This is a genomic window from Nocardiopsis sp. NPDC050513 (assembly GCF_044457925.1).
Taxonomy (GTDB): domain Bacteria; phylum Actinomycetota; class Actinomycetes; order Streptosporangiales; family Streptosporangiaceae; genus Nocardiopsis.
Genome location: NZ_JBITHK010000005.1, coordinates 104124 through 125958, shown reverse-complemented (window position 1 = coordinate 125958; position 21835 = coordinate 104124). Strand labels below are relative to the sequence as shown.

At 72.7% G+C, this 21835-nt stretch carries 22 protein-coding genes; 15 read left to right on the top strand and 7 right to left on the bottom strand.

Features of this window, described 5'->3' with window-relative positions; all coding sequences use genetic code 11:
- Positions 1–171 precede the first annotated feature (171 nt).
- Positions 172–1692, top strand: coding sequence for a depupylase/deamidase Dop (gene dop, locus ACIBFB_RS10865; protein WP_397228680.1), 1521 nt, complete (start codon positions 172–174; stop codon positions 1690–1692).
- A gap of 52 nt (positions 1693–1744) precedes the next feature.
- Here dop and ACIBFB_RS10860 read toward each other — a convergent pair whose 3' ends face one another.
- The gene (locus tag ACIBFB_RS10860) at positions 1745–2140 is read right to left on the bottom strand and encodes a cupin domain-containing protein (RefSeq protein WP_397228678.1); all 396 of its coding nucleotides are present in this window, start codon (positions 2138–2140) and stop codon (positions 1745–1747) included.
- Between the two features lie 51 nt (positions 2141–2191).
- Between ACIBFB_RS10860 and ACIBFB_RS10855 the strand changes: the two genes are divergently transcribed.
- Positions 2192–3232 carry a helix-turn-helix domain-containing protein gene (locus ACIBFB_RS10855; protein ID WP_397228676.1) on the top strand — a complete coding sequence of 347 codons (1041 nt, stop codon included), beginning with the start codon at positions 2192–2194 and terminating at the stop codon, positions 3230–3232.
- Here ACIBFB_RS10855 and ACIBFB_RS10850 read toward each other — a convergent pair.
- Positions 3163–3363 carry a hypothetical protein gene (locus ACIBFB_RS10850; RefSeq protein WP_397228674.1) on the bottom strand — a complete coding sequence of 67 codons (201 nt, stop codon included), beginning with the start codon at positions 3361–3363 and terminating at the stop codon, positions 3163–3165. The two genes, ACIBFB_RS10855 and ACIBFB_RS10850, sit on opposite strands and share 70 nt — an antisense overlap.
- A 37-nt stretch (positions 3364–3400) precedes the next feature.
- Entirely contained in the window at positions 3401–4915 is a 1515-nt protein-coding gene (locus tag ACIBFB_RS10845) for a PucR family transcriptional regulator (protein ID WP_397228672.1), read from the bottom strand.
- Positions 4916–5087: 172 nt separating this feature from the next.
- Between ACIBFB_RS10845 and ACIBFB_RS10840 the strand changes: the two genes are divergently transcribed.
- Complete coding sequence (locus ACIBFB_RS10840) at positions 5088–6389, top strand: MFS transporter (protein ID WP_397228670.1); 1302 nt, start codon at positions 5088–5090, stop codon at positions 6387–6389.
- 71 nt (positions 6390–6460) lie between these two features.
- Positions 6461–8089: an amidohydrolase gene (locus ACIBFB_RS10835; protein ID WP_397228668.1), complete on the top strand. Its 1629-nt coding sequence runs from the start codon at positions 6461–6463 to the stop codon at positions 8087–8089.
- A gap of 154 nt (positions 8090–8243) precedes the next feature.
- Here ACIBFB_RS10835 and ACIBFB_RS10830 read toward each other — a convergent pair whose 3' ends face one another.
- Positions 8244–9407 (bottom strand): S1 family peptidase, encoded by a 1164-nt coding sequence (locus tag ACIBFB_RS10830; RefSeq protein WP_397228666.1) that lies wholly within the window; start codon positions 9405–9407, stop codon positions 8244–8246.
- A 684-nt stretch (positions 9408–10091) separates the two neighbouring features.
- On the opposite strand from ACIBFB_RS10830, the gene ACIBFB_RS10825 reads away from it, so the two are divergent.
- The 5 genes from ACIBFB_RS10825 to ACIBFB_RS10805 all read left to right on the top strand — a co-directional run bounded on the left by ACIBFB_RS10825 (position 10092) and on the right by ACIBFB_RS10805 (position 14856).
- The gene (locus ACIBFB_RS10825; protein ID WP_397228664.1) at positions 10092–10295 is read left to right on the top strand and encodes a ubiquitin-like protein Pup; all 204 of its coding nucleotides are present in this window, start codon (positions 10092–10094) and stop codon (positions 10293–10295) included.
- Between the two features lie 168 nt (positions 10296–10463).
- The gene (gene prcB / locus ACIBFB_RS10820) at positions 10464–11306 is read left to right on the top strand and encodes a proteasome subunit beta (RefSeq protein ID WP_397228662.1); all 843 of its coding nucleotides are present in this window, start codon (positions 10464–10466) and stop codon (positions 11304–11306) included.
- Between the two features lie 54 nt (positions 11307–11360).
- The gene (gene prcA, locus ACIBFB_RS10815; protein ID WP_397228660.1) at positions 11361–12170 is read left to right on the top strand and encodes a proteasome subunit alpha; all 810 of its coding nucleotides are present in this window, start codon (positions 11361–11363) and stop codon (positions 12168–12170) included.
- A 111-nt stretch (positions 12171–12281) separates the two neighbouring features.
- Positions 12282–13640, top strand: coding sequence for a Pup--protein ligase (gene pafA / locus ACIBFB_RS10810; RefSeq protein ID WP_397228658.1), 1359 nt, complete (start codon positions 12282–12284; stop codon positions 13638–13640).
- A 112-nt stretch (positions 13641–13752) separates the two neighbouring features.
- Entirely contained in the window at positions 13753–14856 is a 1104-nt protein-coding gene (locus ACIBFB_RS10805) for an FKBP-type peptidyl-prolyl cis-trans isomerase (RefSeq protein ID WP_397228656.1), read from the top strand.
- A gap of 59 nt (positions 14857–14915) precedes the next feature.
- Here ACIBFB_RS10805 and ACIBFB_RS10800 read toward each other — a convergent pair whose 3' ends face one another.
- The gene (locus ACIBFB_RS10800) at positions 14916–15452 is read right to left on the bottom strand and encodes a S1 RNA-binding domain-containing protein (protein WP_397228654.1); all 537 of its coding nucleotides are present in this window, start codon (positions 15450–15452) and stop codon (positions 14916–14918) included.
- 142 nt (positions 15453–15594) lie between these two features.
- On the opposite strand from ACIBFB_RS10800, the gene ACIBFB_RS10795 reads away from it, so the two are divergent.
- A complete protein-coding gene (locus ACIBFB_RS10795) occupies positions 15595–15762 on the top strand; it encodes a hypothetical protein (protein ID WP_397229275.1) in 168 nt (55 codons plus the stop codon).
- Complete coding sequence (locus ACIBFB_RS10790; RefSeq protein WP_397229247.1) at positions 15731–16375, top strand: RNA-guided endonuclease InsQ/TnpB family protein; 645 nt, start codon at positions 15731–15733, stop codon at positions 16373–16375. Before ACIBFB_RS10795 ends, ACIBFB_RS10790 begins: the two co-directional genes overlap by 32 nt.
- A 196-nt stretch (positions 16376–16571) precedes the next feature.
- Here the strand turns inward: ACIBFB_RS10790 and ACIBFB_RS10785 are convergent, their stop codons facing one another.
- On the bottom strand, positions 16572–16706 hold the full coding sequence (locus tag ACIBFB_RS10785; RefSeq protein ID WP_397228652.1) for a hypothetical protein: 135 nt from the start codon (positions 16704–16706) through the stop codon (positions 16572–16574).
- A 141-nt stretch (positions 16707–16847) separates the two neighbouring features.
- Here ACIBFB_RS10785 and ACIBFB_RS10780 point away from each other — a divergent pair, with 141 nt between their 5' ends.
- Complete coding sequence (locus ACIBFB_RS10780) at positions 16848–17858, top strand: methionyl-tRNA formyltransferase (RefSeq protein WP_397228650.1); 1011 nt, start codon at positions 16848–16850, stop codon at positions 17856–17858.
- A 5-nt stretch (positions 17859–17863) separates the two neighbouring features.
- Here the strand turns inward: ACIBFB_RS10780 and ACIBFB_RS10775 are convergent, their stop codons facing one another.
- A complete protein-coding gene (locus ACIBFB_RS10775) occupies positions 17864–18952 on the bottom strand; it encodes a DUF3866 family protein (protein ID WP_397229245.1) in 1089 nt (362 codons plus the stop codon).
- A 104-nt stretch (positions 18953–19056) separates the two neighbouring features.
- Here ACIBFB_RS10775 and ACIBFB_RS10770 point away from each other — a divergent pair, with 104 nt between their 5' ends.
- The 3 genes from ACIBFB_RS10770 (at position 19057) to tatA (ending at position 21720) form a co-directional block, all read left to right on the top strand.
- Complete coding sequence (locus ACIBFB_RS10770; protein WP_397228648.1) at positions 19057–21075, top strand: helix-turn-helix transcriptional regulator; 2019 nt, start codon at positions 19057–19059, stop codon at positions 21073–21075.
- An 84-nt stretch (positions 21076–21159) separates the two neighbouring features.
- Positions 21160–21342 (top strand): hypothetical protein, encoded by a 183-nt coding sequence (locus ACIBFB_RS10765; RefSeq protein WP_397228646.1) that lies wholly within the window; start codon positions 21160–21162, stop codon positions 21340–21342.
- A gap of 66 nt (positions 21343–21408) precedes the next feature.
- Entirely contained in the window at positions 21409–21720 is a 312-nt protein-coding gene (tatA, locus tag ACIBFB_RS10760; protein ID WP_397228644.1) for a Sec-independent protein translocase subunit TatA, read from the top strand.
- Positions 21721–21835 lie beyond the last annotated feature (115 nt).

The following is a 21835-nucleotide window of genomic DNA, read 5'->3' as shown; positions in this document are numbered from 1 at the left end:
CGTGCGCGATCCCGGGCGTGCCCGACCGTCTGCCCGCGTGCCGCGAGAGCCCGGTCGACGTGCGCGGACGCCCGAGCCGCCCGCCGTTGTGAAACGCCCGGGGAGACGGCACTTGGGCCACGATTGGCGCGGAGGCGTTCAAGACCCGGCCCTGGCGGATAACCTCTCATCATGAGTGTGCGGCGGATTATGGGTATCGAGACCGAGTACGGGATCTCCGTGCCAGGCAACCCCGGGGCCAACGCGATGGTGACCTCCACCCAGGTGGTCAACGCCTACCTGGCCGCCTCGGCGGCACGGGCGCGGCGCGCCCGGTGGGACTTCGAGGAGGAGAACCCGCTGCGCGACGCGCGCGGATTCGACCTGGCGCGGGAGGTGGCCGACCCGACGCAGCTCACCGACGAGGACCTGGGGCTGGCCAACGTCATCCTCACCAACGGCGCCCGGCTGTACGTCGACCACGCCCACCCCGAGTACTCGGCGCCCGAGGTCACCAACCCGCGCGACGCGGTGCTGTGGGACAAGGCGGGGGAGCGGGTGATGGCGGACGCGGCCGCGCGGGCGGGGGCGACGCCGGGGATCGACCCGATCCAGCTGTACAAGAACAACACCGACAACAAGGGCGCCTCGTACGGGTGCCACGAGAACTACCTGATGGACCGGTCGACGCCGTTCGGGGACATCGTGCGGCACCTGATCCCGTTCTTCGTGTCGCGGCAGGTGGTGTGCGGCGCGGGGAAGGTCGGCATCGGCGCCGACGGTCAGGGCACCGGGTTCCAGCTCTCCCAGCGCGCGGACTTCTTCGAGGTCGAGGTGGGTCTGGAGACCACGCTCAAGCGTCCGATCATCAACACGCGGGACGAGCCGCACGCCGACCCCGACCGCTACCGTCGGCTGCACGTGATCATCGGCGACGCCAACATGAGCGAGGTCTCCACGTACCTCAAGCTGGGCACGACGGCGCTGGTGCTGGCGATGATCGAGGACGGGTTCATCAGCGTGGACCTGTCGTTGGAGACGCCGGTCGCGGATCTGCGGGCGATCTCGCACGACCCGGGGCTGACGCACCGGGTACGGCTGCGCGACGGGCGGCGGATGACCGCGCTGGAGCTGCAGGGCGAGTACCTCGACCAGGCACGCAAGTACGTCGAGGACCGGTTCGGCACCGACGTCGACCCGGACACGGCGGACATCCTGGACCGCTGGGAGTCGGTGCTGACGCGGCTGGGCAACGACCCGATGGACCTGGCCGCGGAGCTGGACTGGGTGGCCAAGCTCAAGGTCCTGGAGGGGTACCGGTCGCGTGACGGGCTGGACTGGTCGCACCCGCGGCTCCAGCTGGTGGACCTGCAGTACTCGGACGTGCGCGCCGACAAGGGGATCTACAACCGGCTCGCGGCGCGCGGGCGGATGCGGCGGTTGCTGGAGGAGCCGGAGGTGACGCGGGCGATCACGGAGCCGCCGGACGACACCCGGGCCTACTTCCGGGGCCGGTGCCTGGCCAAGTACGCCGACGAGGTGGCGGCCGCGTCGTGGGACTCGGTGATCTTCGACCTGCCGGGATACGACTCGCTCCAGCGCGTGCCCACCCTGGAGCCCCGCCGGGGGACGAAGGAGCACGTGGGTCAGCTGCTGGACAACTCGCCGACGGCGGCCGACCTGGTGGCCATCCTCACCGGACAGCGCTCCTGACGGGGCGACCTTCGGGAAGGCGCGCCCCGCGCAGCGGGGATGCGGCCGCTCGTCAGACCCCGTCCAGGGGGTGGCCGGTGGTGGCGTCGACACGGTCGGGGACGTCCTCGTGGCGGTCGCCGACCGTGAGCGTCCCGGTGCGCTCGAACATGAGGATCGACGCGCCCCCGGCCGACTCCGGTCGGTGCTCCGTGCCGCGGGGCACCACGAACACCTCGCCCCGGTCGAGGTCGACCACGCGCTCGTCGGCGCCCTCGCGCAGGCGGATCCGAAGCCGGCCGTCGATGACGAGGAAGAACTCGTCGGTGTCGTCGTGGGCGTGCCACACGTGCTCGCCCCGGACCTTGGCCACGCGCACGTCGTGGCCGTTGACGCGGGCCAGGACGCGCGGGCTCCACAGCTGGTCGAACGAGGCCAGGGCGGTGTGCAGGCTGATGGTTCGCTTCATACCGGCATCCTGGCGTCGGCTCGCGGGGTGGGGAAGTGCTAGGAATCGCATATGCCGCAAGGATCCTCGCACCATGTCGTCCTCGTCGTCGACGACGGCTCCAACCCGTTCGAGCTGGGCGTGGCCACCGAGCTGTTCGGACTGCGCCGACCCGAGCTCGACCACCCCTGGTACCGGCTCACCGTGTGCTCACCGGCGCGTCGGGTCGGCGTCCACCGGGGCATGTTCAGCATGTCGGACATGGCCGGGCTGGAGGCGCTCGCCGAGGCCGACACCGTGATCGTGCCCAACCGGCCCGACCCGTGGGTGCCCCCGCGGGGGGACGTGGTCGACGCCGTCCGCGACGCGGGCGACCGGGGCGCACGCCTGGTCAGCTTCTGCACGGGTTCCTTCACGCTGGCCGCGACGGGTCTGTTGGACGGCCGCCGCGCGGCGACGCACTGGCGGCACGAGGAGCTGTTCGCGCGTCTGCACCCCCGCGTCAGGCTGGAGCGGGACGTCCTGTTCGTGGACGACGGCGACGTGCTCACGGCGGCGGGCAGCGCCTCGGCCCTGGACCTGGGCCTGCACGTGATCCGACGCGACCACGGGGCGCGGACGGCGAACACCGTGAGCAGGCGCCTGGTCTTCACGGGCCACCGGGAGGGCGGCCAGCGCCAGTTCGTGCCCCATCCGGTGCCCGCGGTCGCGGACACGTCGCTGGCCCCGGTCCTGGACTGGGCCCGTGAACGCCTGGACCGACCGCTGTCCGTCGCCGACCTGGCGGCGCGCGCGGCGGTGAGCCAGGCGACCCTGCACCGGAGGTTCCGCGCCGAACTCGGCACCACGCCGCTGGCGTGGCTGCGGTCCGAGCGCGTCCTGTTGGCCTGCCGCCTCATCGAACTGGGCGGCATGGGTTTCGAGGCGATCGCGCGGGCGAGCGGTCTGGGCACGGCGAGCAACCTGCGCAGCGGCGTGCGCGCACAGACGGGGGTGAGCCCGGCGGTGTACCGGGAGCGCTTCGGCCCGCGCCGGGGGGACGGTCAGGCGTCGGCGGCGCCGAGTTCGCGCGGGCGGCACTCGGTGCAGTCGCCGCGGCACGCGGCGCCGTAGTTGGTCATCGACATCGACTGACACCGCGCGCACACCAGGCGCTTCCCGCCGGGCGGCACGTGCTGCCACTCGTGGTGGCCGCGTCGGCAGATGCCGGACGGCCCGATCGTCGTCTCCTCGCGCTTGGCCATGCAGGAACCGTAGCCCAGGCGCGGGGTGTCGGCCAGCTCACGTGTGCCAGGTTCCGTCGCGGCAGGGCATCGGCTCCAGGTTCAGCGCCGTCCAGAGCTCCAGCCGGGCCCGCGCGTCCCGCAGGTCGCGGCCCATGACGCGTTCGGCCACGCGCAGTCGGGCGCGCAGCGTGTTGCGGTGCACCCCCAGCTCCCGCGCGGTCGCCTCCACCTGGGCGCCCTGGTCGAGGTAGTGGCGCAGCGTGTGGACGAGATCCGTGCCGTGCCGCGCGTCGTGTTCGCGCAGAGCCCCCAGGACGGCCTGGTCGAACGCGCGCGTCCCCTCCGGCGGGACCGACGAGCGCAGCAGTTCCCAGGCCCCCGCCTCGTCGACGTGCCGGTACCCCTCGTCGGCCGCGTGCCGGGCGCGGTCGACCGCCGAGGCCAGTTCGGCGGGGCCGCGCGCCCCGCAGGCTCCCGCGCCGGGCACGAGCCCGGACAGCGCCGTCCAGAGGCGTTCTCCGTGACGGGGCCGGTGGTCGGGCAGCACCGCGACGAGCGCGTCGTCGATCCCGCACAACCCGGCCCGGCGGGCGGCGTCGGTGTCGCCGAGCACGTCGACGAGGGTGTCGGCCGCCTCGTCCAGCAGGGCCCGGGGGTCGGCGCAGGGCAGGCACACGACCTCCCACGGCGGTTCGGGCAGGGTGAGCAGCGAGGCCGGCAGGGACGTGCCCAGGACGGCGGCGCGCAGCAGCGGCGCGCGCTCGCGGTACAGGGTCCGGCGGGCGCGGCGTGAGTGCAGCAGGTCCACGGCCAGCAGGGAGGCCGCGTCGTTGGCGAGCATCCTGGTGTGCGGGGACACGGGGGAGGGGCTGCGCAGGGCGAGCCAGCCCAGGACGCGGCCGGAGGAGCCCAGGGTCTGGAGGAGGACGGCCGCCTCCCCGTCCTCCAGGACGGTCATGCCCCTGGGGCGGCGTGCCCGGTCGAGCACGGACGCGCGGACCAGGGCGTGCCAGGGCGGTTCGGCGCCCGGCACGGCCGCCGTGGTCGTGCCGTTGCGGTCGAGCAGGAGGGTCTGGCCGTGGGTGGCCGAGGCGAGTTCGGCCATCACCCCGGGGGGTCCGGTGCGCAGCGCGGCGCGCGCCATCGCGTCCTGGGCGGCCAGGACGCGGGACTGCTCGCGGGTGCGCTCGGCCGCGTGGTGTTCGGCGACGGTCTCGACGACGGCGATGAACGGGGTCTCGCCCTCCACCTGGAGCACGGGCAGGCCCAGGCGTTCGGCCTCGGCGAGGATCTGGTCGGGGACGCCGCCGGTCCACGCGTCGACGGCCACGCCCACGCCGACGCATCCGGCGTCGTGGAGCCGGCGCACGTAGGCGCGGCGTTCGTCGGCGGTGTCGCCGAAGCCCATGCCCGCGGTGAGCACGAGTTCGCCGCCGCGCAGCCAGTGCACGGGGTCGTGGAGTTCGGTGACGTGGGCCCACCGGACGGGCCGGTCCAACCCCCGGTGGCCGGCCACGGCGCGCACCTCCAGAGCGGGGTCCGCGGCGATGTCGCGGACGGTGATCGTCATCGGTGCCTCCCTGGGGTGTGCGTCGCGCACATTTGTCACAGGGTGCCATGTGCGCTGCGACCCGGCGGGCCGGGGTGGGGAGTGTTTACCGTCTCCTTGACGCACTCGCCCCTGCCTGCGGCGGAACCCTCTCGGGGCCGTCCGGGCGCCTGGACCGCACAACGGAGGAACCATGACCGACCGGACATCCCCCACGGCCGCGCACCCGGCGCGCGCGGCCGTCGCCGCGTTCGTCGGGACGACGATCGAGTGGTTCGACTTCTACGTCTACGCGACGGCGGCGGGCCTGGTCTTCGGCTCCCTGTTCTTCCCCAGCGGCATCGACCCGGTGGTCGGCCTGATGGCGTCCTTCGCGACGTTCGCCGTGGGGTTCTTCGCCCGCCCGCTCGGCGGTGTGGTCTTCGGGCACTTCGGCGACCGGGTCGGCCGCAAGTCCGCCCTGGTGACCACCCTGCTCATGATGGGTGTGGCCACCTTCTGCGTGGGTCTGCTGCCGACCTACGAACAGGTGGGCCCGCTCGCCCCGCTCCTGCTGGTGGTGCTGCGCTTCGTGCAGGGCATCGCGGTCGGCGGCGAGTGGGGCGGCGCGGTCCTGATGGCGGTCGAGTCCGCCCCCGAGGAGCGCAAGACCTTCTACGGCTCCTTCGCCCAACTCGGCAACCCGGCGGGCGCGCTCCTGGCGACCGGGTCGTTCGGCCTGATCACCGCCTGGGACCCCGACCTGCTCTACACGTGGGGCTGGCGCCTGCCGTTCCTGGCCTCCTTCCTGCTGGTCCTGGTCGGCCTGGTGGTCCGCCTCAAGGTCGAGGAGTCGCCGGTGTTCACGGCGGTGCGGGAGAGCCGGCCCGCCGAGCCCGAGGGGCCGCCGCTGCGGGAGGCCGTGCGCACCTCCTGGCGCGCCATCGTGCTGGGCATCGGCGTCCTGCCGGTCGCCGTCGGCGGCTACTACGTCGTGACCACGTTCCTCCAGGCCTACGGCGTCACCGAGGTCGGGATCAGCGAGCAGGTCATCCTCAACGGCCTGACCCTGGCCGCGTTCGTCGAGCTCATCGCGACCGTGGGCATGGCGTGGCTGGGCGACCGCTTCGGCACGGCGCGGATCGTCACGTTCGGCCTGGCGGCCGTGGCGGTGCTGGCCCTGCCGCAGTTCCTCGTCCTGGACACCGGCAGCACCGCGTTGATCCTGCTGATGCTGTGCCTGATGCGCGTGGCGATGGCGGCGGTCTACGGCCCGATCGCCCGCGTGCTCGCGCAGATGTTCCCGCCGCATGTGCGCTACACCGGCATCTCGGTCTCCTACCAGGTCGCCGGAGCCCTGTTCGGCGGTCTGTCCCCGCTGGCCTGCACCGCGCTGTACGCCCTGACCGGCAGCATCGTGTCCGTCGTCGCGCTGCTGGTGGCCATGGCCCTGGTGAGCATCGCCTGCCTGGCACGGGCGCCCCGCCTGCGGGACGCCGAGACGCTGCCCGCCTGATTCCGGTCCTTCCCCGAACCCGCCGGGCCGCCCGGCCCGGCGGCCCCGTCCCGACGAGGAGAACAGCACCCGTGTCCGGTCTGATCATCCACAACGCCTCCGTCCTGACCATGGACGACGCCCATCCCCGCGCGAGCGCGGTGGCCGTGCGCGACGGCCGTGTCGTGCTCGCGGGGACCGAGGAGCGGGCCCGCGCGGCGGCCGGTCCGGGCGCCGAGGCCGTGGACGCGGGCGGTCGCACCGTCGTCCCCGGGTTCATCGACCCGCACAACCACCTGCTGTCCACGGCCGAGTCGCTGGCCGCGGTGGACGCGCGCTACCCGCGGGTGGGCAGCGCCGCGGACCTGGCCGCGGTCATCGCCGAGGAGGCGGCGCGCACCCCCGCCGGGCAGTGGATCCGCGCCTTCTCCATGGACGACGCCAAGTACCCGGGGGGCCGTCCCACCCGCCGCCACCTGGACGAGGCCACCACCGAGCACCCGGTGATCGTCTACCACGTCTCCGGCCACCAGGCCGTGGTCAACTCGGCCGCGCTGGCGTGGAGCGGGATCGGCGAGGACGTCCCGGACCCCGAGGGCGGCTCCTTCGTACGCGACGAGGGCGGCCGTCTGACCGGCATGGTGCTGGACTCGGCGATGGAGCTGCTGCTGCCGCTGGCGGTCGACATCGGCTGCCACGGGCCCAACTTCCACACCGACCTGCCCTCCGAGCACCTGCTGGGCTGGCTGGCCGACGCGGCCGGGCCCTACCTCTCGGCGGGGGTGACCACCGTGTGCGACCCGCAGGTCTCCGCCCGCGAGCTGCGCGTGTACCGCGCGGCGCGCGCGGCCGGGACGCTGCCGCTGCGCACGTTCGGCATGCCGCTCTCCCACCAGCTGGACGCCCTCACCCAGGCCGGGCTGGCCAGTCCCTTCGGCGACGACTGGCTGCGGCTGACCGGTATGAAGTTCTACTCCGACGGCACCCTGCTGGGCGGCACCGCCAGGTTCACCGTGCCCTACGGCGAGCGCGGCGAGTTCGCGGGCAGCCTGTACCACCACCCCGACCAGCTGGCGGACCTGGTGACGCGCGCCGCGCGCGAGGGGTGGCAGGTCGCCGTCCACACCCAGGGCGACGCGGCCATGGAGCACACGCTCGCCGCCATCGCGTCGGCCGCGCGGGTGTCGGGCCCCGACCCGCGTCCGCGCGTGGAGCACTGCGGGTACCCCACGCCCGAACAGGTCAAGCGGTTCACCGACTACGGCGTCATCCCGGTCAACCAGCCCAACTTCCTGCACGACAGCGGACGCGACTTCCTCCGCCGCATGGGGGAGCGGGCGCACCGCCTCCAGCCGATGCGCGAGGAGATCGACCTGGGGCTGCGGCCGGTGCTGTCCAGCGACTCCTTCGTCTCCAGCCTGCGACCGATGGACACCGTGGCCAACGCGGTGTGCCGGACCACCCGCGAGGGGGACCCGATCGGTGTGGAACAGGCGGTGACCCTGCACGAGGCGCTGCGGGCGCACACCCTGGACGCCGCGCACGCGGTGGGTGTGGAGGACCGGCTGGGCGCGCTGCGCCCCGGCTACCTGGCCGACCTGGTGGTGCTCGACCGGGACGTCGAGGCGCTGCCGCCGGAGCGCCTGCGCGAGGTGGGCGCCTGGCTGACCGTCCTGGACGGGCGGATCGCGCACCGGGCGGAGGAGGGCGCGGCCGCCTGAGCGGCCTCGGTCCGGACTCCCCCGTGCCCGGTCCCTCCCGCAGGGCCCCTCCGGGGCGCGTCCGCCCGGGTCCTCTCCCGAACGGGGGCGTCCCCGCCCGCGCGACGCGCGGACGGGGACACCTGGGGGAGGGGGTGGGGTCGGTTGGTTTCGCCTAGCTGGTGCGCAGGCGCACTCCCCAGGAGCTCTCCATCGGGTCGACCTCCTGGTAGAAGGTGGTGCCGCCGCTGCTGCAGTTGCCGGAGCCACCGGAGGTGACGCCCTGCGCCTGCGTGCCGGAGATGAAGGAGCCGCCGGAGTCGCCGGGCTCGGCGCACACGTTGGTGCGGGTCAGGTAGTAGACGGTGCCCTGCGGGTACCGGACGGTCTGGTTGCGGGCCTGGATGGTGCCGCAGTGCCAGCCGGTGGTGGATCCGGAACGGCAGATGGACGAGCCGATCGGGGCGGCGTTGCTGCCCGTCACGGACTGGTAGCCGCTGTAGCGGTACACCAGGTTGTACAGGGTGAAGTTGGACGTTCCGCGGACGAACGCGGCGTCGTTGCCGGGGAAGACGGAGCGCTCGAAGGTGCCCCGGCCGTTGCCGATGGTGACGCCGGTGCCGACCGTGCCGCAGTGGCCCGCCGTGACGAAGCCCGGCTGGCCGGAGCTGTTGGTGGCGGGGAAGCCGACCGAGCAGCGACCGCCGGAGCTCATGTAGTAGGCCAGGCCGCCGATGATGTCGGCGTAGGTCTCGGGCTGTTCGGAGACCTCCTGGACCTCGATGGCCGACGGGTCGACGCCCGCTGCCTCGACGAGGGCGTCGACGTCGACGCCGGAGCCCTCGACGACCTCGACGACCACGCTGTCGCTGGCCACGTCGGGGTACCAGCCGACGACGTCGCTGTCGGCGTCGGCGGCGTTGAGGTCCTCGACGATGTCGGACAGGCCGTCGACGCCGTACGAGACGACCTCGGCGTCGGCGCCGGCGGCCTCCACCGCCTCGGCCGCCTCGGCGTCGGTCACCAGGACGGTGAGTTCGAGGGTGTCGGTGTCGAACAGCGAGCCCGCGTAGGCGGCGCCGGCGGCCTCGGTGGCCTCCTCGTCCAGGTCGATGGCCTGTTCCTGGGCCTCCAGGAGTTCCTCGGCCTCGAACGGGGTGAGGTCGAGATCCCTCTGGAGTGCTTCGAGCATCGTGGACGCCTCGTCATCGGCGACGGGGGTCCGGGGGGACGGAAGGGTGGGAGCGGTTCCGGCGTTCACGCCCGGGGCCATGGTGATGGCCAGGCCGAAGGCGAGCGCGCCGGTGCCGATTGCGGAGATAACGGGGGAGGGTCGCATTGATCCCTACTCTCCTGGGGGGGATTGACGGGGGAACGGGGCGGGTTCCCTGGGGGAGAACCGCCCCTGTCCGGCAGGGAAGGAGTCTTCGCCCACCGGTGCTCACCGAGACATCCGGTAAACGATTCCACACGATAAGTGGGCAATTTGGAGAGGGAAAGACCCTCTTCCCATGAAACTATTCAGGGCCGTGCAGGATCACCCGATCACCGGCTCGATCGGCCGTGGCTACGCGTAGTCGCCACGCGTGTGACCTTGGCTTTGCGCGTCGGATCGATCACTCGCGGTGACGCTTCGGAAGTCGCAAGAGGGCGTGTGTGGCCGGATCCGGCCAATCTCTCGCCGCTCCGTCCGTCAGTTCGATGTCACATGTTCTTAACACGCGAGGTCACGGACGTGTCCTGGGACGGGTGTCCTCAGTGGGATCTTCGGGCCTTTACGGGCCCTGTGGTATGGGGGTTGACGCGCGCGTCAAGGGGCCCCGGGTTCCCCGGACGGCGCGTCCCACCGCCGTCGTGGGGCGGACCGGGCGGGCCCGGCCGGAGTCCCCTCCGCGCTGGGCCATGCCCGGGCACAGGGGACGATCCGAGGTAACTAGCGAGTATCGGGCATCGGGAAGGGGGTTGAGCCGCCCGTCGTTGGGCCAAGATAAGGGCGAGAGCCCCGAACGGGAGGTAGCCAGCCATGGCGACGAAGGACACCGGCGGCCAGAAGCACGCATCCCGCCGAGAGACCGAGGTCGAGGAGACCGAGGCCACGACGGACGTCCAGGAGACGAAGGACCGGTTGGACGAGGAGGTCGACGACATCCTCGACGAGATCGACGACGTGCTGGAGAGCAACGCTGAGGACTTCGTCCGGCAGTTCGTGCAGAAGGGCGGCCAGTAGCGGCCCGGCGGTGGTTCGCTGACAGCGCACTCCCGCGCCACCGGCACCGCCCCGCGCACGACTAGGGTCGATTCCATCGGCCGGGAACAGCGTCCGGCCGTCGACAACGAGATGACAGGCGTCCCATCCGCCCCCATGACGGGGTGGGACGCGAGTGGAGGGAGTCGCGTGTTCGAAGGGTTCGAGGGCGGACGGTTGCCCGCCGCGTTCATGAGTGCGGGAACCTCGTCCTTCACCGAGTTCGTCCGATCGGTCAGCCCCGAGCTGTTGCCCGGCCACCATCTGCCCTCAGGTGGGGGGACCGAGCACCTCACGCCCGACGCGACGACCATCGTCGCCCTGACCTTCCCCGGGGGCGTGGTCATGGCCGGGGACCGGCGGGCCACCCAGGGCAACGTGATCGCCAACCGGGACATGGAGAAACTGTTCCGCACGGACGAGTTCTCCGCGGTCGCGATCGCCGGCTCCGCGGGGATCGGCATCGAACTGGCCCGCCTCTACCAGGTGGAACTGGAGCACTACGAGAAGATGGAGGGCCGCGTGCTCTCCCTGGAGGGTAAGGCGAACAAGCTGGCCCAGATGGTCCGGGGCAACCTCGGCATGGCCATGCAGGGCTTCGTCGTCGTCCCGCTGCTGGTCGGGTACGACGAGACCACCGAGTCCGGCCGCGTGTTCAGCTACGACGCCGTGGGCGGGCGCTACGAGGAGCACCGCTACCACTCCATCGGCTCGGGCTCGGTCTACGCCCGGGGTTCCGTCAAGAAGCTCTACCGGGACGACATGGACGAGACCGGGGCCATCAGGGTGGCTCTGGAGTCCCTGTACGACGCCGCCGACGACGACTCCGCGACCGGCGGCCCCGACCTGCACCGCAAGATCTTCCCCCTCGTCGACGTCATCACCGAGGCCGGACACCGCCGCGTCCCGACCGACGACGTCGCCCGCCTGGCGACGGAGGTGGTCGAGGGCCGGGCCGCGCACCCCGACGGCCCGACCGCGACGTTGAGCTGATCCAGCCCGAGGCCCCACGCAGACTTCTCTTGACTAGGTAAGGAACGATCCGCGGTGTCGATGCCGTTCTACGTCGCCCCCGAACAGCAGATGAAGGACAAGGCGGACTACGCGCGCAAGGGCATCGCGCGCGGCCGCAGCGCCGTCGTCCTGCAGTACGAGGGCGGGATCCTCATGGTCGCGGACAACATGTCCCGCACACTGCACAAGATCAGCGAACTCTACGACCGCATCGGCTTCGCGGCCGTCGGACGCTACCCCGAGTTCGAGAACCTGCGCCTGATGGGCGTGCGGTTCGCGGACGTGCGCGGGTACCAGTACGACCGCCGCGACGTCAGCGGCCGCCAGCTCGCCAACATCTACGCCCAGACCCTGGGTACGGTCTTCAGCGAGAGCCTCAAGCCGTGGGAGGTGGAGATCGTCGTGGCCGAGGTGGGCGACGCCGCGGCCGACGACGAGATCTACCGCATCACCTTCGACGGCTCGATCGTCGACGAGCGCGGTTTCGTCGCGGTCGGCGGCTCCTCCGAGAGCGTCGCCGCGGCGCTCAAGGAGCGGTTCGTCGCCGACGCCCCGCTCAGCGCCGCGCTGAACACGGCCACCCACGCCCTGGCCCGCGAGAACGGCTCCGAGCGGGAACTGGAGGCGGGCAACCTGGAGGTCGCGGTCCTGGAACGGGCCCGTGAGCACCGCAAGTTCCGCCGGATCCACGGCCGGCGCCTGACCGCCCTCCTGGAGGAGGGCCGGGCGGGCGGCCGCGGCGGGTCCGGCGGGGCCAAGGGCGGCGGAACCGCCGCCAAGGGCTCCTCCGACGACGCCTCCACCGGCAGGGACGGCACCGACGAGGACCAGACCGACGAATGACCTGATGGACGAACTCGGTGCGGCGCGCCCGACGCGCCGCACCGGCCGGGCGGGTGCGGACGGCGAGGCCCCGTCGCCCGCACCCCGGTGACGGGAAGTTGGTGAGGCCGCGTGGAACGACGGATCTTCGGTCTGGAGAACGAGTACGGAGTCACGTGCACCTTCCGGGGGCAGCGCCGCCTGTCGCCCGACGAGGTCGCCCGCTACCTCTTCCGGAGAGTGGTCTCCTGGGGACGCAGCAGCAACGTCTTCCTGCGCAACGGCGCCCGACTGTACCTGGACGTGGGCAGCCACCCCGAGTACGCGACGCCCGAGTGCGACAGCCTCGCCGACCTGGTGGCCCACGACAAGGCGGGTGAGCGCATCCTGGAGGGGCTCCAGGTGGACGCCGAACAGCGCCTGCACGAGGAGGGCATCGCCGGGGACATCTACCTGTTCAAGAACAACACCGACTCGGCAGGCAACTCCTACGGCTGCCACGAGAACTACCTGGTCGGCAGGCACGGCGAGTTCGGCCGCCTGGCCGACGTGCTGATCCCCTTCCTGGTCACCCGCCAGATCATCTGCGGAGCGGGCAAGGTGCTCCAGACCCCGCGGGGCGCGCTGTTCTGCGTCAGCCAGCGCGCCGAACACATCTGGGAGGGCGTCTCCTCCGCGACCACGCGCTCGCGTCCCATCATCAACACCCGCGACGAGCCGCACGCCGACGCCGAGCGGTTCCGCAGGCTGCACGTCATCGTCGGCGACTCCAACATGAGCGAGACCACGACACTGCTCAAGCTGGGCTCGACCGACCTGGTGCTGCGGATGATCGAGGCCGGTGTGGTCATGCGCGACTACACCCTGGAGAACCCGATCCGGGCGATCCGCGAGGTCAGCCACGACATGACCGGCCGGCGCAAGGTGCGGCTGGCCAACGGGCGCGAGGCCAGCGCGCTGGAGATCCAGCGCGAGTACCTGGAGAAGGTGCAGGGGTACGTCGACCGGCACGGCACCGACGCGGTCGGCAAGCGCGTGCTGGAGCTGTGGCAGCGCACCCTGGAGGCGGTCGAGACGCAGAACCTGCGGCTGGTGTCCCGGGAGATCGACTGGGTCGCCAAGTACCTGCTGCTGGAGCGCTACCGCGACAAGCACGACCTGTCGCTGTCCTCGCCGCGCGTGGCGCAGCTGGACCTGACCTACCACGACATCCACCGCGACCGGGGGCTGTTCTACCTGATGCAGAACCGCGGTCAGATGGAGCGCGTGGTGGGCGACCTGAAGATCTTCGAGGCCAAGTCGGTGCCGCCGCAGACCACGCGCGCCCGGCTGCGCGGAGAGTTCATCAGGAGGGCCCAGGAGCAGCGGCGCGACTTCACCGTCGACTGGGTGCACCTGAAGCTCAACGACCAGGCACAGCGCACCGTGCTGTGCAAGGACCCGTTCAAGTCGGTCGACGAGCGGGTGGAGAAGCTCATCGCCGGGATGTGAGGTCGGGGCGGTCGGGGGACCGCGGTGTCTGGACCGGTTCTCGGGGATGGCCACGTGCCGACCATTCGGTAGTGTGACCCTGTCCTGAGCCCGATACCAGAGGTTGTGACTGATGCACCGACGTGCTGCCGCCCTCGCGGTGCCACTGACCGCCCTCACCCTGGCGGTCTCGAGCTGCGGATCCATCCCCGAGGAGTGGCGCACGCCCGCCTTCCTCAGGATGGACGACGAGCAGCTCGACCCCCGACTCCCGGAGGTCTCCGGGCCGGTCGGCGAGGAGCCCGAGATCACCTTCCCCGACGAGGAGCTCCCGGACGAGGAGATCTCCGGAGTCGTGAACCCGGGCTCGGGCGAGGACGAGCTGGTGCGCGCCGACGACCTCCTCGTCGCCAACGTGGTCTCCTACCAGTGGACCGCGCCGGGCGAGGGCGAGGCGGTCGAGGGCCAGTCCAGCTACGAGACCGGGGCCCCCGACCTCATCCGCATGAACCAGATGCCGGAGTACATCACCGACGTTCTGGTCAACCAGGCCGTCGGCAGCCGGGTCGTGTACGTGTTCCCGCCGCTGTCCGAGGAGGAGGCGGCACAGGCCGAGGCGGCGGGCCAGGAGGTGCCCGAGGGCGCCAGCGTGCTGGTGCTCGACGTGATGGAGCGCTTCGGCAACGGGTCGGTCGTCCCCGGCGAGCAGACCAGCGACGGCGGCGGCGACCTGCCGACCGTCACGCAGGACGACGTGAGCGAGCCGGTGATCGAGATCCCGGACACCGACGCCCCCGAGGACCTGACGGTGGAGCCCCTGATCGAGGGGACGGGCCCCGAGGTCGAGGAGGGGCAGCAGATCATCGTCCAGTACACCGGCGTGCGCTGGGAGGCCGAGGAGGACGGCAGCCACCCGGTCTTCGACTCCACGTGGAGCCGCGCCGGCGAGCCCTTCGACACGACCATCGCCGAGGGCAGCGTCATCGAGGGATGGGTCGAGGGCATCGTCGGCCAGCGGGTCGGCAGCCGCCTGCTGCTGGTGATCCCCGGCGACATGGCCTACGGGGAGACCGCGGAGGAGGCCGGGGGCGGCCCCGCCGGTCCCCTGGTGTTCGTCGTGGACCTGCTGGGCGCCTACGACAACCCGCCGCCGGCCGAGGAGGAGGAACCGGCCGAGGGCGGGGAGGGCCCCGAGGAGGAAGCCTCGCCCGAGGAGGACACCTCCTCCGAGGAGTAGCCCCTCGCACCGGACGCCCCCGCGCACACCGCGCGGGGGCGTCCGCGCGTTCTCCCGGATCACCCGCGGTCGGGGCCGGGCGCCGCCCGCCTGCGGGACAGGTGGAGCCGGCGGCGGTCGCGTTCGACCCGGGTGACGACGGCGGTGACTCGCTCTCCCTCACGGATGGCCCGTTCGGGCGCGTCGACGGGTTCGCGGGCGAGTTCGCCGAGGGGGATCAGCCCCTCGACGCCGTCCGCGACGCGGACGAAGGCCCCGAAGGGAACGAGCTTGGTGACCGGCCCGGACACGGTCGCCCCCTCGCGTACGGCGTCGGCGAAGTCCTGGAAGGGGTCGGGGACCAGCGCCTTCAACGACAGGACCGCCTCGCCGTTGTGGAGGGAGGCCTGGAGGAACGCTCCGGAGACCGGCTGGCCGACCTCGGCGATCTCGGTCGGATCGGTGAAGGTCTCCCAGCTCAGCTCGGGGATCCGGACGAAGCCCACGCCGGGGAGGACCGGGTGCGGCGGTCCGTCGTCCAGCGCGACGAAGACGCCGAACCGCTGGACGCCGGCCACGACGCCGGAGAGCACCTCGCCCGGGCGGAGTGAGGTCATCCTGTCTTGGCGAGGAACCCCGGGGCTTCAGCCCCGGGAGGGATCGCCCCACCGGCCACGTCGAGCGTTCCGGTGACGGAAGGCACCGTCTTCGCTATGCGTTCGGCTGCTTTGTGTCACTGGGCGGGTGCAGGATGTGGGTGTGTCGACGATCACGGTGCAGCTCAAGCTCACACCGGCGCCCGAACAGGCGGCGGTGCTGGAAGCGACCCTGCGCGCGCTCAACGACCACGCCAACCACGTCTCCCGTATCGCCCACGAGACCGGCGCTCTGGTTCCTGCTGGTCACCGTGCGCGTGCCCGACACTGAGGTGTATGAGCCCGACGGGTTCCTGGGGGTGGATCTGGGCATCGTCAACATCGCCACCACCTCCGACGGCCGTGTCATGGCCGGGCGCGAGCTCAACCGGTACCGCAGGCGGCAACTACGTCTGCGGGCCAAGCTCCAGCGGAAAGGCACCAAGAGCGCCAAACGCCTGCTCAAACGCCAGCGCCGCAAGGAGTCCCGCCGCGTGCGGGACGCCAACCACCGCATCTCCAAACGCATCGTGGCCGAGGCCGAACGCACCTCGCGCGGGATCGCCCTGGAAGACCTGAAGGGCATCCGGCAGAGGGTACGGCAGAGGAAGCCCCAACGGGCCGCGCTGCACAGCTGGGCCTTCGCCCAGCTCGGAGAGTTCATCGCCTACAAGGCCAAGCGGGCCGGTGTGCCCCTGGTCCTCGTCGATCCCGCCCATACCTCGCAGATGTGCTGCGAGTGCGACCATGTCGACACACGAAACCGTGTCGACCAAGGGCTTTTCGTCTGCCGGGCATGCGGCGTCGTTGCGCACGCGGACCGGAACGCTTCCCACAACATCGCCGCTCGTGGTGTGACCGTGTGGAACGCGGGGCGTGAGTCACGCGCCCCTGCCACCCCGTAAAGGGGTGTCTGGACGGAGGGGCCCACCCAGCAGCCAGTCGGGCGCTACCTCCAAGCCCGGTCCTCCAGAGCCGGGTCACGTTGACGAACGCCCACAGGTCGGGGTTCTCGGTGGCGGCGAGGGAGAGCAGGATCCGCCCCCGTCCGATCCCGGTCACCTCGGCGGTGACGCGCTGACCGACGCTCACCGCATCGAACTAGAGGTCGCGCCAGCACAGGTCGCCAGCGTAGATCTCGGCCCCGGTGTCCGGGGGGCACGCCTCGGCGCTCAGGCGTTCTCGGAGGTCCCGCCACGGATCGTGCGGGGCCTGGCGGTTTGATGGTTCCTGCATGTCGCCCAGCATCGCACGCCCGCCCGCCGCTGCCCCCGGTCGCCGTCCGCGGCGCGGACACGCCTCAGATCCGGGCGTCCACGGTCTGACCCGGAGGGATGCGTAGAGTCGGTCCCATCGGTCCACGGGCGAGGGGGAGCCATGTCAGACCGACGCTACTGCTACGTCTCCGGGCTGCGCCTGGGCGTTCCGGCCGTGGAGGAACTCTGCGCCCAGGGACGGCCGCCCAGCCTCGTCGTGTCCTACCCCGCCGAGCTGGCGCACCGCTGCGGCTACTTCGACTACGAACCGCTGACCCGGCGCCACGGGCTGGCCCACCTGCGCGCCGCCGACATCAACTCCGACGAGGTGCGCGACGCCCTCGCCACGCACAGCATCGACCTCATGGTCGTCGCGGGCTGGTCGCAGGTCGTCCACGAACAGCTGCTGTCCGCCCTGGCCCTGGGCGGCGTCGGTCTGCACCCCTCCCCGCTGCCCGTCGGGCGCGGCCGGGCCCCCATCCCCTGGACCATCCTGCGCGACATGCGCTCCAGCGCGGTCACCCTCTTCCACCTCGACCCCGGGTCCGAGTCCGGCGACATCGTCGACCAGCTGTGGTTCGACGTCGCCCCCGACGTCACCGCCACCGCCCTCTACGAGCGCGTCTCCTGGCTCCAGGCCGAACTCCTCATCCGCCACCTGGACGGCCTCCTCGACGGCACCGCGCCGCGCCGCCCGCAGACCGGCCACGTGTCGGTGTGGCCCCGGCGCCGCCCCTGCGACGGCCACCTGGACTTCGCCGCGTCCGGGGCGGACGTCGACCGTATGGTGCGCGCGCTCGCCGATCCCTATCCGGGCGCCTTCGCGCGGTTCGGCGGCGCCCACATCACCCTGTGCGGGGGCACGCTGCACCGGGAGATCGCCGGTGGCGCGCCCGGTCAGATCGTCGCCGCCGGGTCCCGCCGCGAGTGGGGCGTCACCTGCGGCGACGGCACGGTGTTCGTCCCGGACGCGCTCCGGGTGGACGAGGGCGTGCGTGCCGAGCCCACGTCGTTGGCCATGTTCCGGCCGGGCGCGTTCTTCGACGTCCCGTCACCGCACATGCTCACGTCCGCGCGCCCCGGCCACATTCCGGATCCGTCCCCGCACGGCGACTCCCTGCTGCGCGCCTGACGGGTTCAGGCCTCCGGCAGCAGGGCCGCGTGCCGCCCGGCGGCGGCCGCGCTCAGGAACGCGGCCCGGTCCTGCTCCAAGCCCCGGCCCATGGTGGACACCTTCACGGGCAGCGACCTGAGCGCCTCCTCCAGCCCCGTGACGTCCACGTCGACGAGGGTGTGCCGTGCGGCCAGTTCCGCGGCCTGGGACCGCACCCGCTCCCCGAACGCCCCGGGGAGCCGGGGCACGACCACGTCCGCCCCCGCCAGGGCCACCCGGCCGTAGGCGGTCAGACTGTGGTGCGACACCCCCCGGTGCCGCCGCCTGGGGTCCGCCTCGCTGATCCGCAGCGCCGCCACCGCGCGTCCGTCGAGCGCCGCCACCGCGTTGACCGCCTCGCCGCAGGCCACCCCGGAGAACCCCCAGGGCGTGCCGGTCCCCAGGTTGCCCGGTCCCTGGCACACGACGGCGACGTCCGCGCCCAGCACGTGCCGGGCGGTGAGCAGGCCCGAGTGCACGGTGACCGCCTCCAGGTCGCCGCCGAAGGCCTGCCCGGTGGTCACGCACCCCGCGATCAGCCCCTCCTCGCGCAGTACCGCCACGACCTGGGAGAAGGCGGCGGGCAGTGCGCCGCCGTCGAGCATCACGTACGCGATCCGCGCCCCGGGGCGTTCGGCGCGCACACCGGCGACGACGGCGGGCAGGGCCGAGTGCAGGTCGGCGACCACCACGGGCATGCCGTCCACGCCCCGTGCGGCGCACAGCGTCGCGTGGTGCGCGGACCCCTGCTCGTCGGCGCCCAGCACGGTCGCCTGGAACGGGGTGTAGCGCGCCTTGACCAGGTGTCCGGGGCCGCGCGCGTCGGGCGGCAGCCGGTCGGGCACGGCGACGATCAGCGCGTACCCGCCCGTGCCCAGGCCCAGGTCCAGGGCGCCGGTGTTGAGCAGGACCCGGTCCCCCACGCGCGGGTGTCCGACCAGGTCCGTGTAGGCCAGCGCCCGGCACCTGGCGGGCTCCCGGCCGTCCTCGGCGGGCAGGTCGACCGCGCACGGCCGCACGCCGGGCCAGGAGGGCAGGAGTTGACGGACCACACCACGACGCCACCGGATCATGTTCGGCACGGTACCTTCGTTGCTGAAACCGGCGGCGGAGCGACGCGCGCGAGGCGCGGCCCCCGTCGGTCGATCCACCACACACGTCGAGAAGGGTGCTGGCGATGTCGCGCAGGAAGACGGAACGGCAGCTGAACCTGGTCATCTGTCTGCTGTCCACGCGCCGCCACCTCACCGCCCAGGAGATCCGCACGACGGTGCTGGGGTACGCGGAGGCCGAGAGCGAGTCCGCGTTCAAGCGCATGTTCGAGCGCGACAAGCGCGAGCTGCGCGACAGCGGCATCCCCATCCAGGTGGGGACCGGTGACGCGGTCAGCGGCGAGGAGGGCTACCGCATCTCGCGCACCGACTACGAGCTCCCCGAGATCGAGCTGCTGCCCGACGAGGCCCTGGTCCTGGGCCTGGCCGCGCGCGCCTGGCGGCACGCGTCCCTGGGCGAGGCCGCGGCCAACGCCCTGTTCAAGCTCCGGGCGGCCGGGGTGCCGGTGGACACCGAGGCCGCCCCCGGCCTGACCCCCGCCATGCGCACCGACGAACCGTCCTTCGGCCCGGTCTGGCAGGCCGTGCGCGACCGCCGGCCGATCGCCTTCGACTACCGCAAGCCGGGCCAGGGGACGGCCGAGCGGCGCGAGGTCGAGCCGTGGGGGATCGTCAACCTGCGCGGCCACTGGTACGTGGTGGGGCACGACCGGATGCGCGACGCCCGCCGGGTCTTCCGGCTCGGCCGTGTGCGCGGCGAGGTGAGCGTGCTGCGGGGCGGCCCCGACGTCGTCGTCCCCGAGGGTGTGGACCTGCGGTCGGTGGTGGCCGGGCAGCGCGCCGAACCCGAACGCTCCGCCGTCGTGCGCGTGCGCACCGACGCCGCCCACGACCTGCGGCGCGTCGCCCTGCGCGTGGCGCCCGGCGAGCGGGACACCTCCGGCGGCGGTTGGGACACCCTCACCCTGCCCTACTCCGACACCCCCGACCTCGTGCGCCGGGTGGCCTCCTTCGGGGCGCGGGCGGTCGTCGTCGAGCCCGCGGGCGCCCGTGAGGCGATCGCCGCCCACCTGGCGGCCACCGCCGAGCCCGCGGACCCGTCCGAGGGCTCCGACGGGCCGGCGGCGGACGCGGGATCCGGTGCTCCGGCGCGCGGTCCCCGCTCCGCCGACCAGCTGCGGCGTCTGCTCATGCTCGTGCCCTACGCCCTGGGCCGCGACGTGCGCGTGCCCGAGGTGGCCGCGCACTTCGGACTCAGCGAGAAGCAGGTCGTCGCCGACCTGAGCCTGCTGTGGATGTGCGGTCTGCCCGGGTACACGCCGGGTGACCTGATCGATGTCGACCTGGACGCCGCCAGGGAGACCGGCGAGATCATCATCGGCAACGCCGACACCCTGGCCCAGCCCCTGCGGTTGACCGCCGACGAGGCGGCGAGCCTGGTCGTGGGCCTGTCGCTGCTGGAGGCCCTGCCCGAGGCGGAGGGACTGGAGGGCGGCGCCCTCAAACGGGTGGGCGAGAAGCTGCGCGCGGCCGCCGGGGCCGCCGTCGCCTCCCTGGCCGACGCGGTCCAGGTGCGGGTGGAGGTGGACGAGCAGGTCGCCGCCACCCAGCGCCGCTGCGCCGACGCCCTGCACTCGGGGCAGCGCCTGCACCTGAGGTACCTGTCCGGGTACCTCGACCAGGTGACCGAGCGCGACGTCGACCCGATGGGCCTGGTGGTGCAGGACGGGTACCCGTTCCTGGAGGGGTACTGCCACCTGCGCGGCGACGTGCGCCTGTTCCGGCTGGACAGGGTGCTGGAGCTGACCGTCCTGCCCGAGGCGGCGCGGGTCCCCGAGGGCGTGGGCCGCCGCGACCTGTCGGCGGGGGTGCTCCAGCGCTCGGAGCGCGACACGCTGGTCACCCTCGACCTGGACCCGTCCGCCCGGTGGGTCACCGAGGACTACGTGTGCGAGTCGGTGGCCGAACTCCCCGGGGGCGGGGTCCGCGCGACGCTGCGCACGCCCGCTCCCGCGTGGGTGGTGCGGCTCGCGCTGGCGCTGGGGTCCTCGTGCCGGGTGGCCGCCCCGGCCGGGGTCGCCGGGGAGGTGCGCGCCGAGGCCGCGCGGGCGCTGGCCCACTACGGCGCGGGCGCGGTCCGGTAGCGGACGGCCGAGCCCCGGAGCACGGCCCGCCTGTTCACCGGGGGGTGGGGTGCAGGTCACGGCGGAGCGGATATGGTGGTGGGCATGATCGCCCTCGCTGTCCTGTTCAGCACGGTTCTCGCCGGGGCCGTGGCCGTCGGAGTCCTCGCCGCGAGGGCGCTTCGGCGGGCGCGCGTGCTCTCGGCGGCGGTGAGCGGGGCCGCGGGCGGGTACCAGGCGAGCGGAGCCGACCCAGAACGCGTCAACCGGGACGGAACGGGAACGTGACGTCGCGGAAGTCGAGTGCGCGTACCATCGAAGGCGCTCGGTTGCGCCCCACAGAGAGGTAGAACCATGGGAGCCATCAACGGACCCACCATCGCCATTCTGGTGGTCCTGGCCGTGTTGCTGTTCGGAGCCAAGAAGCTGCCCGACCTCGCCCGGTCGGTGGGCCGCAGTGCGCGCATCCTCAAGGCCGAGAGCAAGGGCCTGATGGACGAGGACAACGAGTCCGGCGACGACGACAAGCGCCCCCAGCAGCAGAGCGCCGAGGCGCAGCAGCAGCCGACGCAGTCACAGCAGCAGCAGGGGTACCCGCAGCTGCCGCCCGGTCAGCGCATCGTCAACGAGTCCGGTGAGACCCAGCCCCGCAGCTACGGCAACTGAGTCGCGCTCTTCCTGGACCGGCCCCGCGGGGCGCCGGTCCGGGCGTGTGCGCGGAGCGGCCGGGTGCCGCGCGTGACGGTGTCAGCGGGTTCCGACGGAGCGGAACCGGACGAGA

Bases quoted from the DNA above. Each gene is read 5' to 3' on its own strand.
- dop (WP_397228680.1), top strand. From the start codon at position 172: ATGAGTGTGCGGCGGATTATGGGTATCGAGACCGAGTACGGGATCTCC.
- ACIBFB_RS10860 (WP_397228678.1), bottom strand. From the start codon at position 2,140: ATGAAGCGAACCATCAGCCTGCACACCGCCCTGGCCTCGTTCGACCAG.
- ACIBFB_RS10855 (WP_397228676.1), top strand. From the start codon at position 2,192: ATGCCGCAAGGATCCTCGCACCATGTCGTCCTCGTCGTCGACGACGGC.
- ACIBFB_RS10850 (WP_397228674.1), bottom strand. From the start codon at position 3,363: ATGGCCAAGCGCGAGGAGACGACGATCGGGCCGTCCGGCATCTGCCGA.
- ACIBFB_RS10845 (WP_397228672.1), bottom strand. From the start codon at position 4,915: ATGACGATCACCGTCCGCGACATCGCCGCGGACCCCGCTCTGGAGGTG.
- ACIBFB_RS10840 (WP_397228670.1), top strand. From the start codon at position 5,088: ATGACCGACCGGACATCCCCCACGGCCGCGCACCCGGCGCGCGCGGCC.
- ACIBFB_RS10830 (WP_397228666.1), bottom strand. From the start codon at position 9,407: ATGCGACCCTCCCCCGTTATCTCCGCAATCGGCACCGGCGCGCTCGCC.
- ACIBFB_RS10825 (WP_397228664.1), top strand. From the start codon at position 10,092: ATGGCGACGAAGGACACCGGCGGCCAGAAGCACGCATCCCGCCGAGAG.
- ACIBFB_RS10805 (WP_397228656.1), top strand. From the start codon at position 13,753: ATGCACCGACGTGCTGCCGCCCTCGCGGTGCCACTGACCGCCCTCACC.
- ACIBFB_RS10800 (WP_397228654.1), bottom strand. From the start codon at position 15,452: ATGACCTCACTCCGCCCGGGCGAGGTGCTCTCCGGCGTCGTGGCCGGC.
- ACIBFB_RS10785 (WP_397228652.1), bottom strand. From the start codon at position 16,706: ATGCAGGAACCATCAAACCGCCAGGCCCCGCACGATCCGTGGCGGGAC.
- ACIBFB_RS10780 (WP_397228650.1), top strand. From the start codon at position 16,848: ATGTCAGACCGACGCTACTGCTACGTCTCCGGGCTGCGCCTGGGCGTT.
- ACIBFB_RS10775 (WP_397229245.1), bottom strand. From the start codon at position 18,952: ATGATCCGGTGGCGTCGTGGTGTGGTCCGTCAACTCCTGCCCTCCTGG.
- ACIBFB_RS10770 (WP_397228648.1), top strand. From the start codon at position 19,057: ATGTCGCGCAGGAAGACGGAACGGCAGCTGAACCTGGTCATCTGTCTG.
- ACIBFB_RS10765 (WP_397228646.1), top strand. From the start codon at position 21,160: ATGATCGCCCTCGCTGTCCTGTTCAGCACGGTTCTCGCCGGGGCCGTG.
- tatA (WP_397228644.1), top strand. From the start codon at position 21,409: ATGGGAGCCATCAACGGACCCACCATCGCCATTCTGGTGGTCCTGGCC.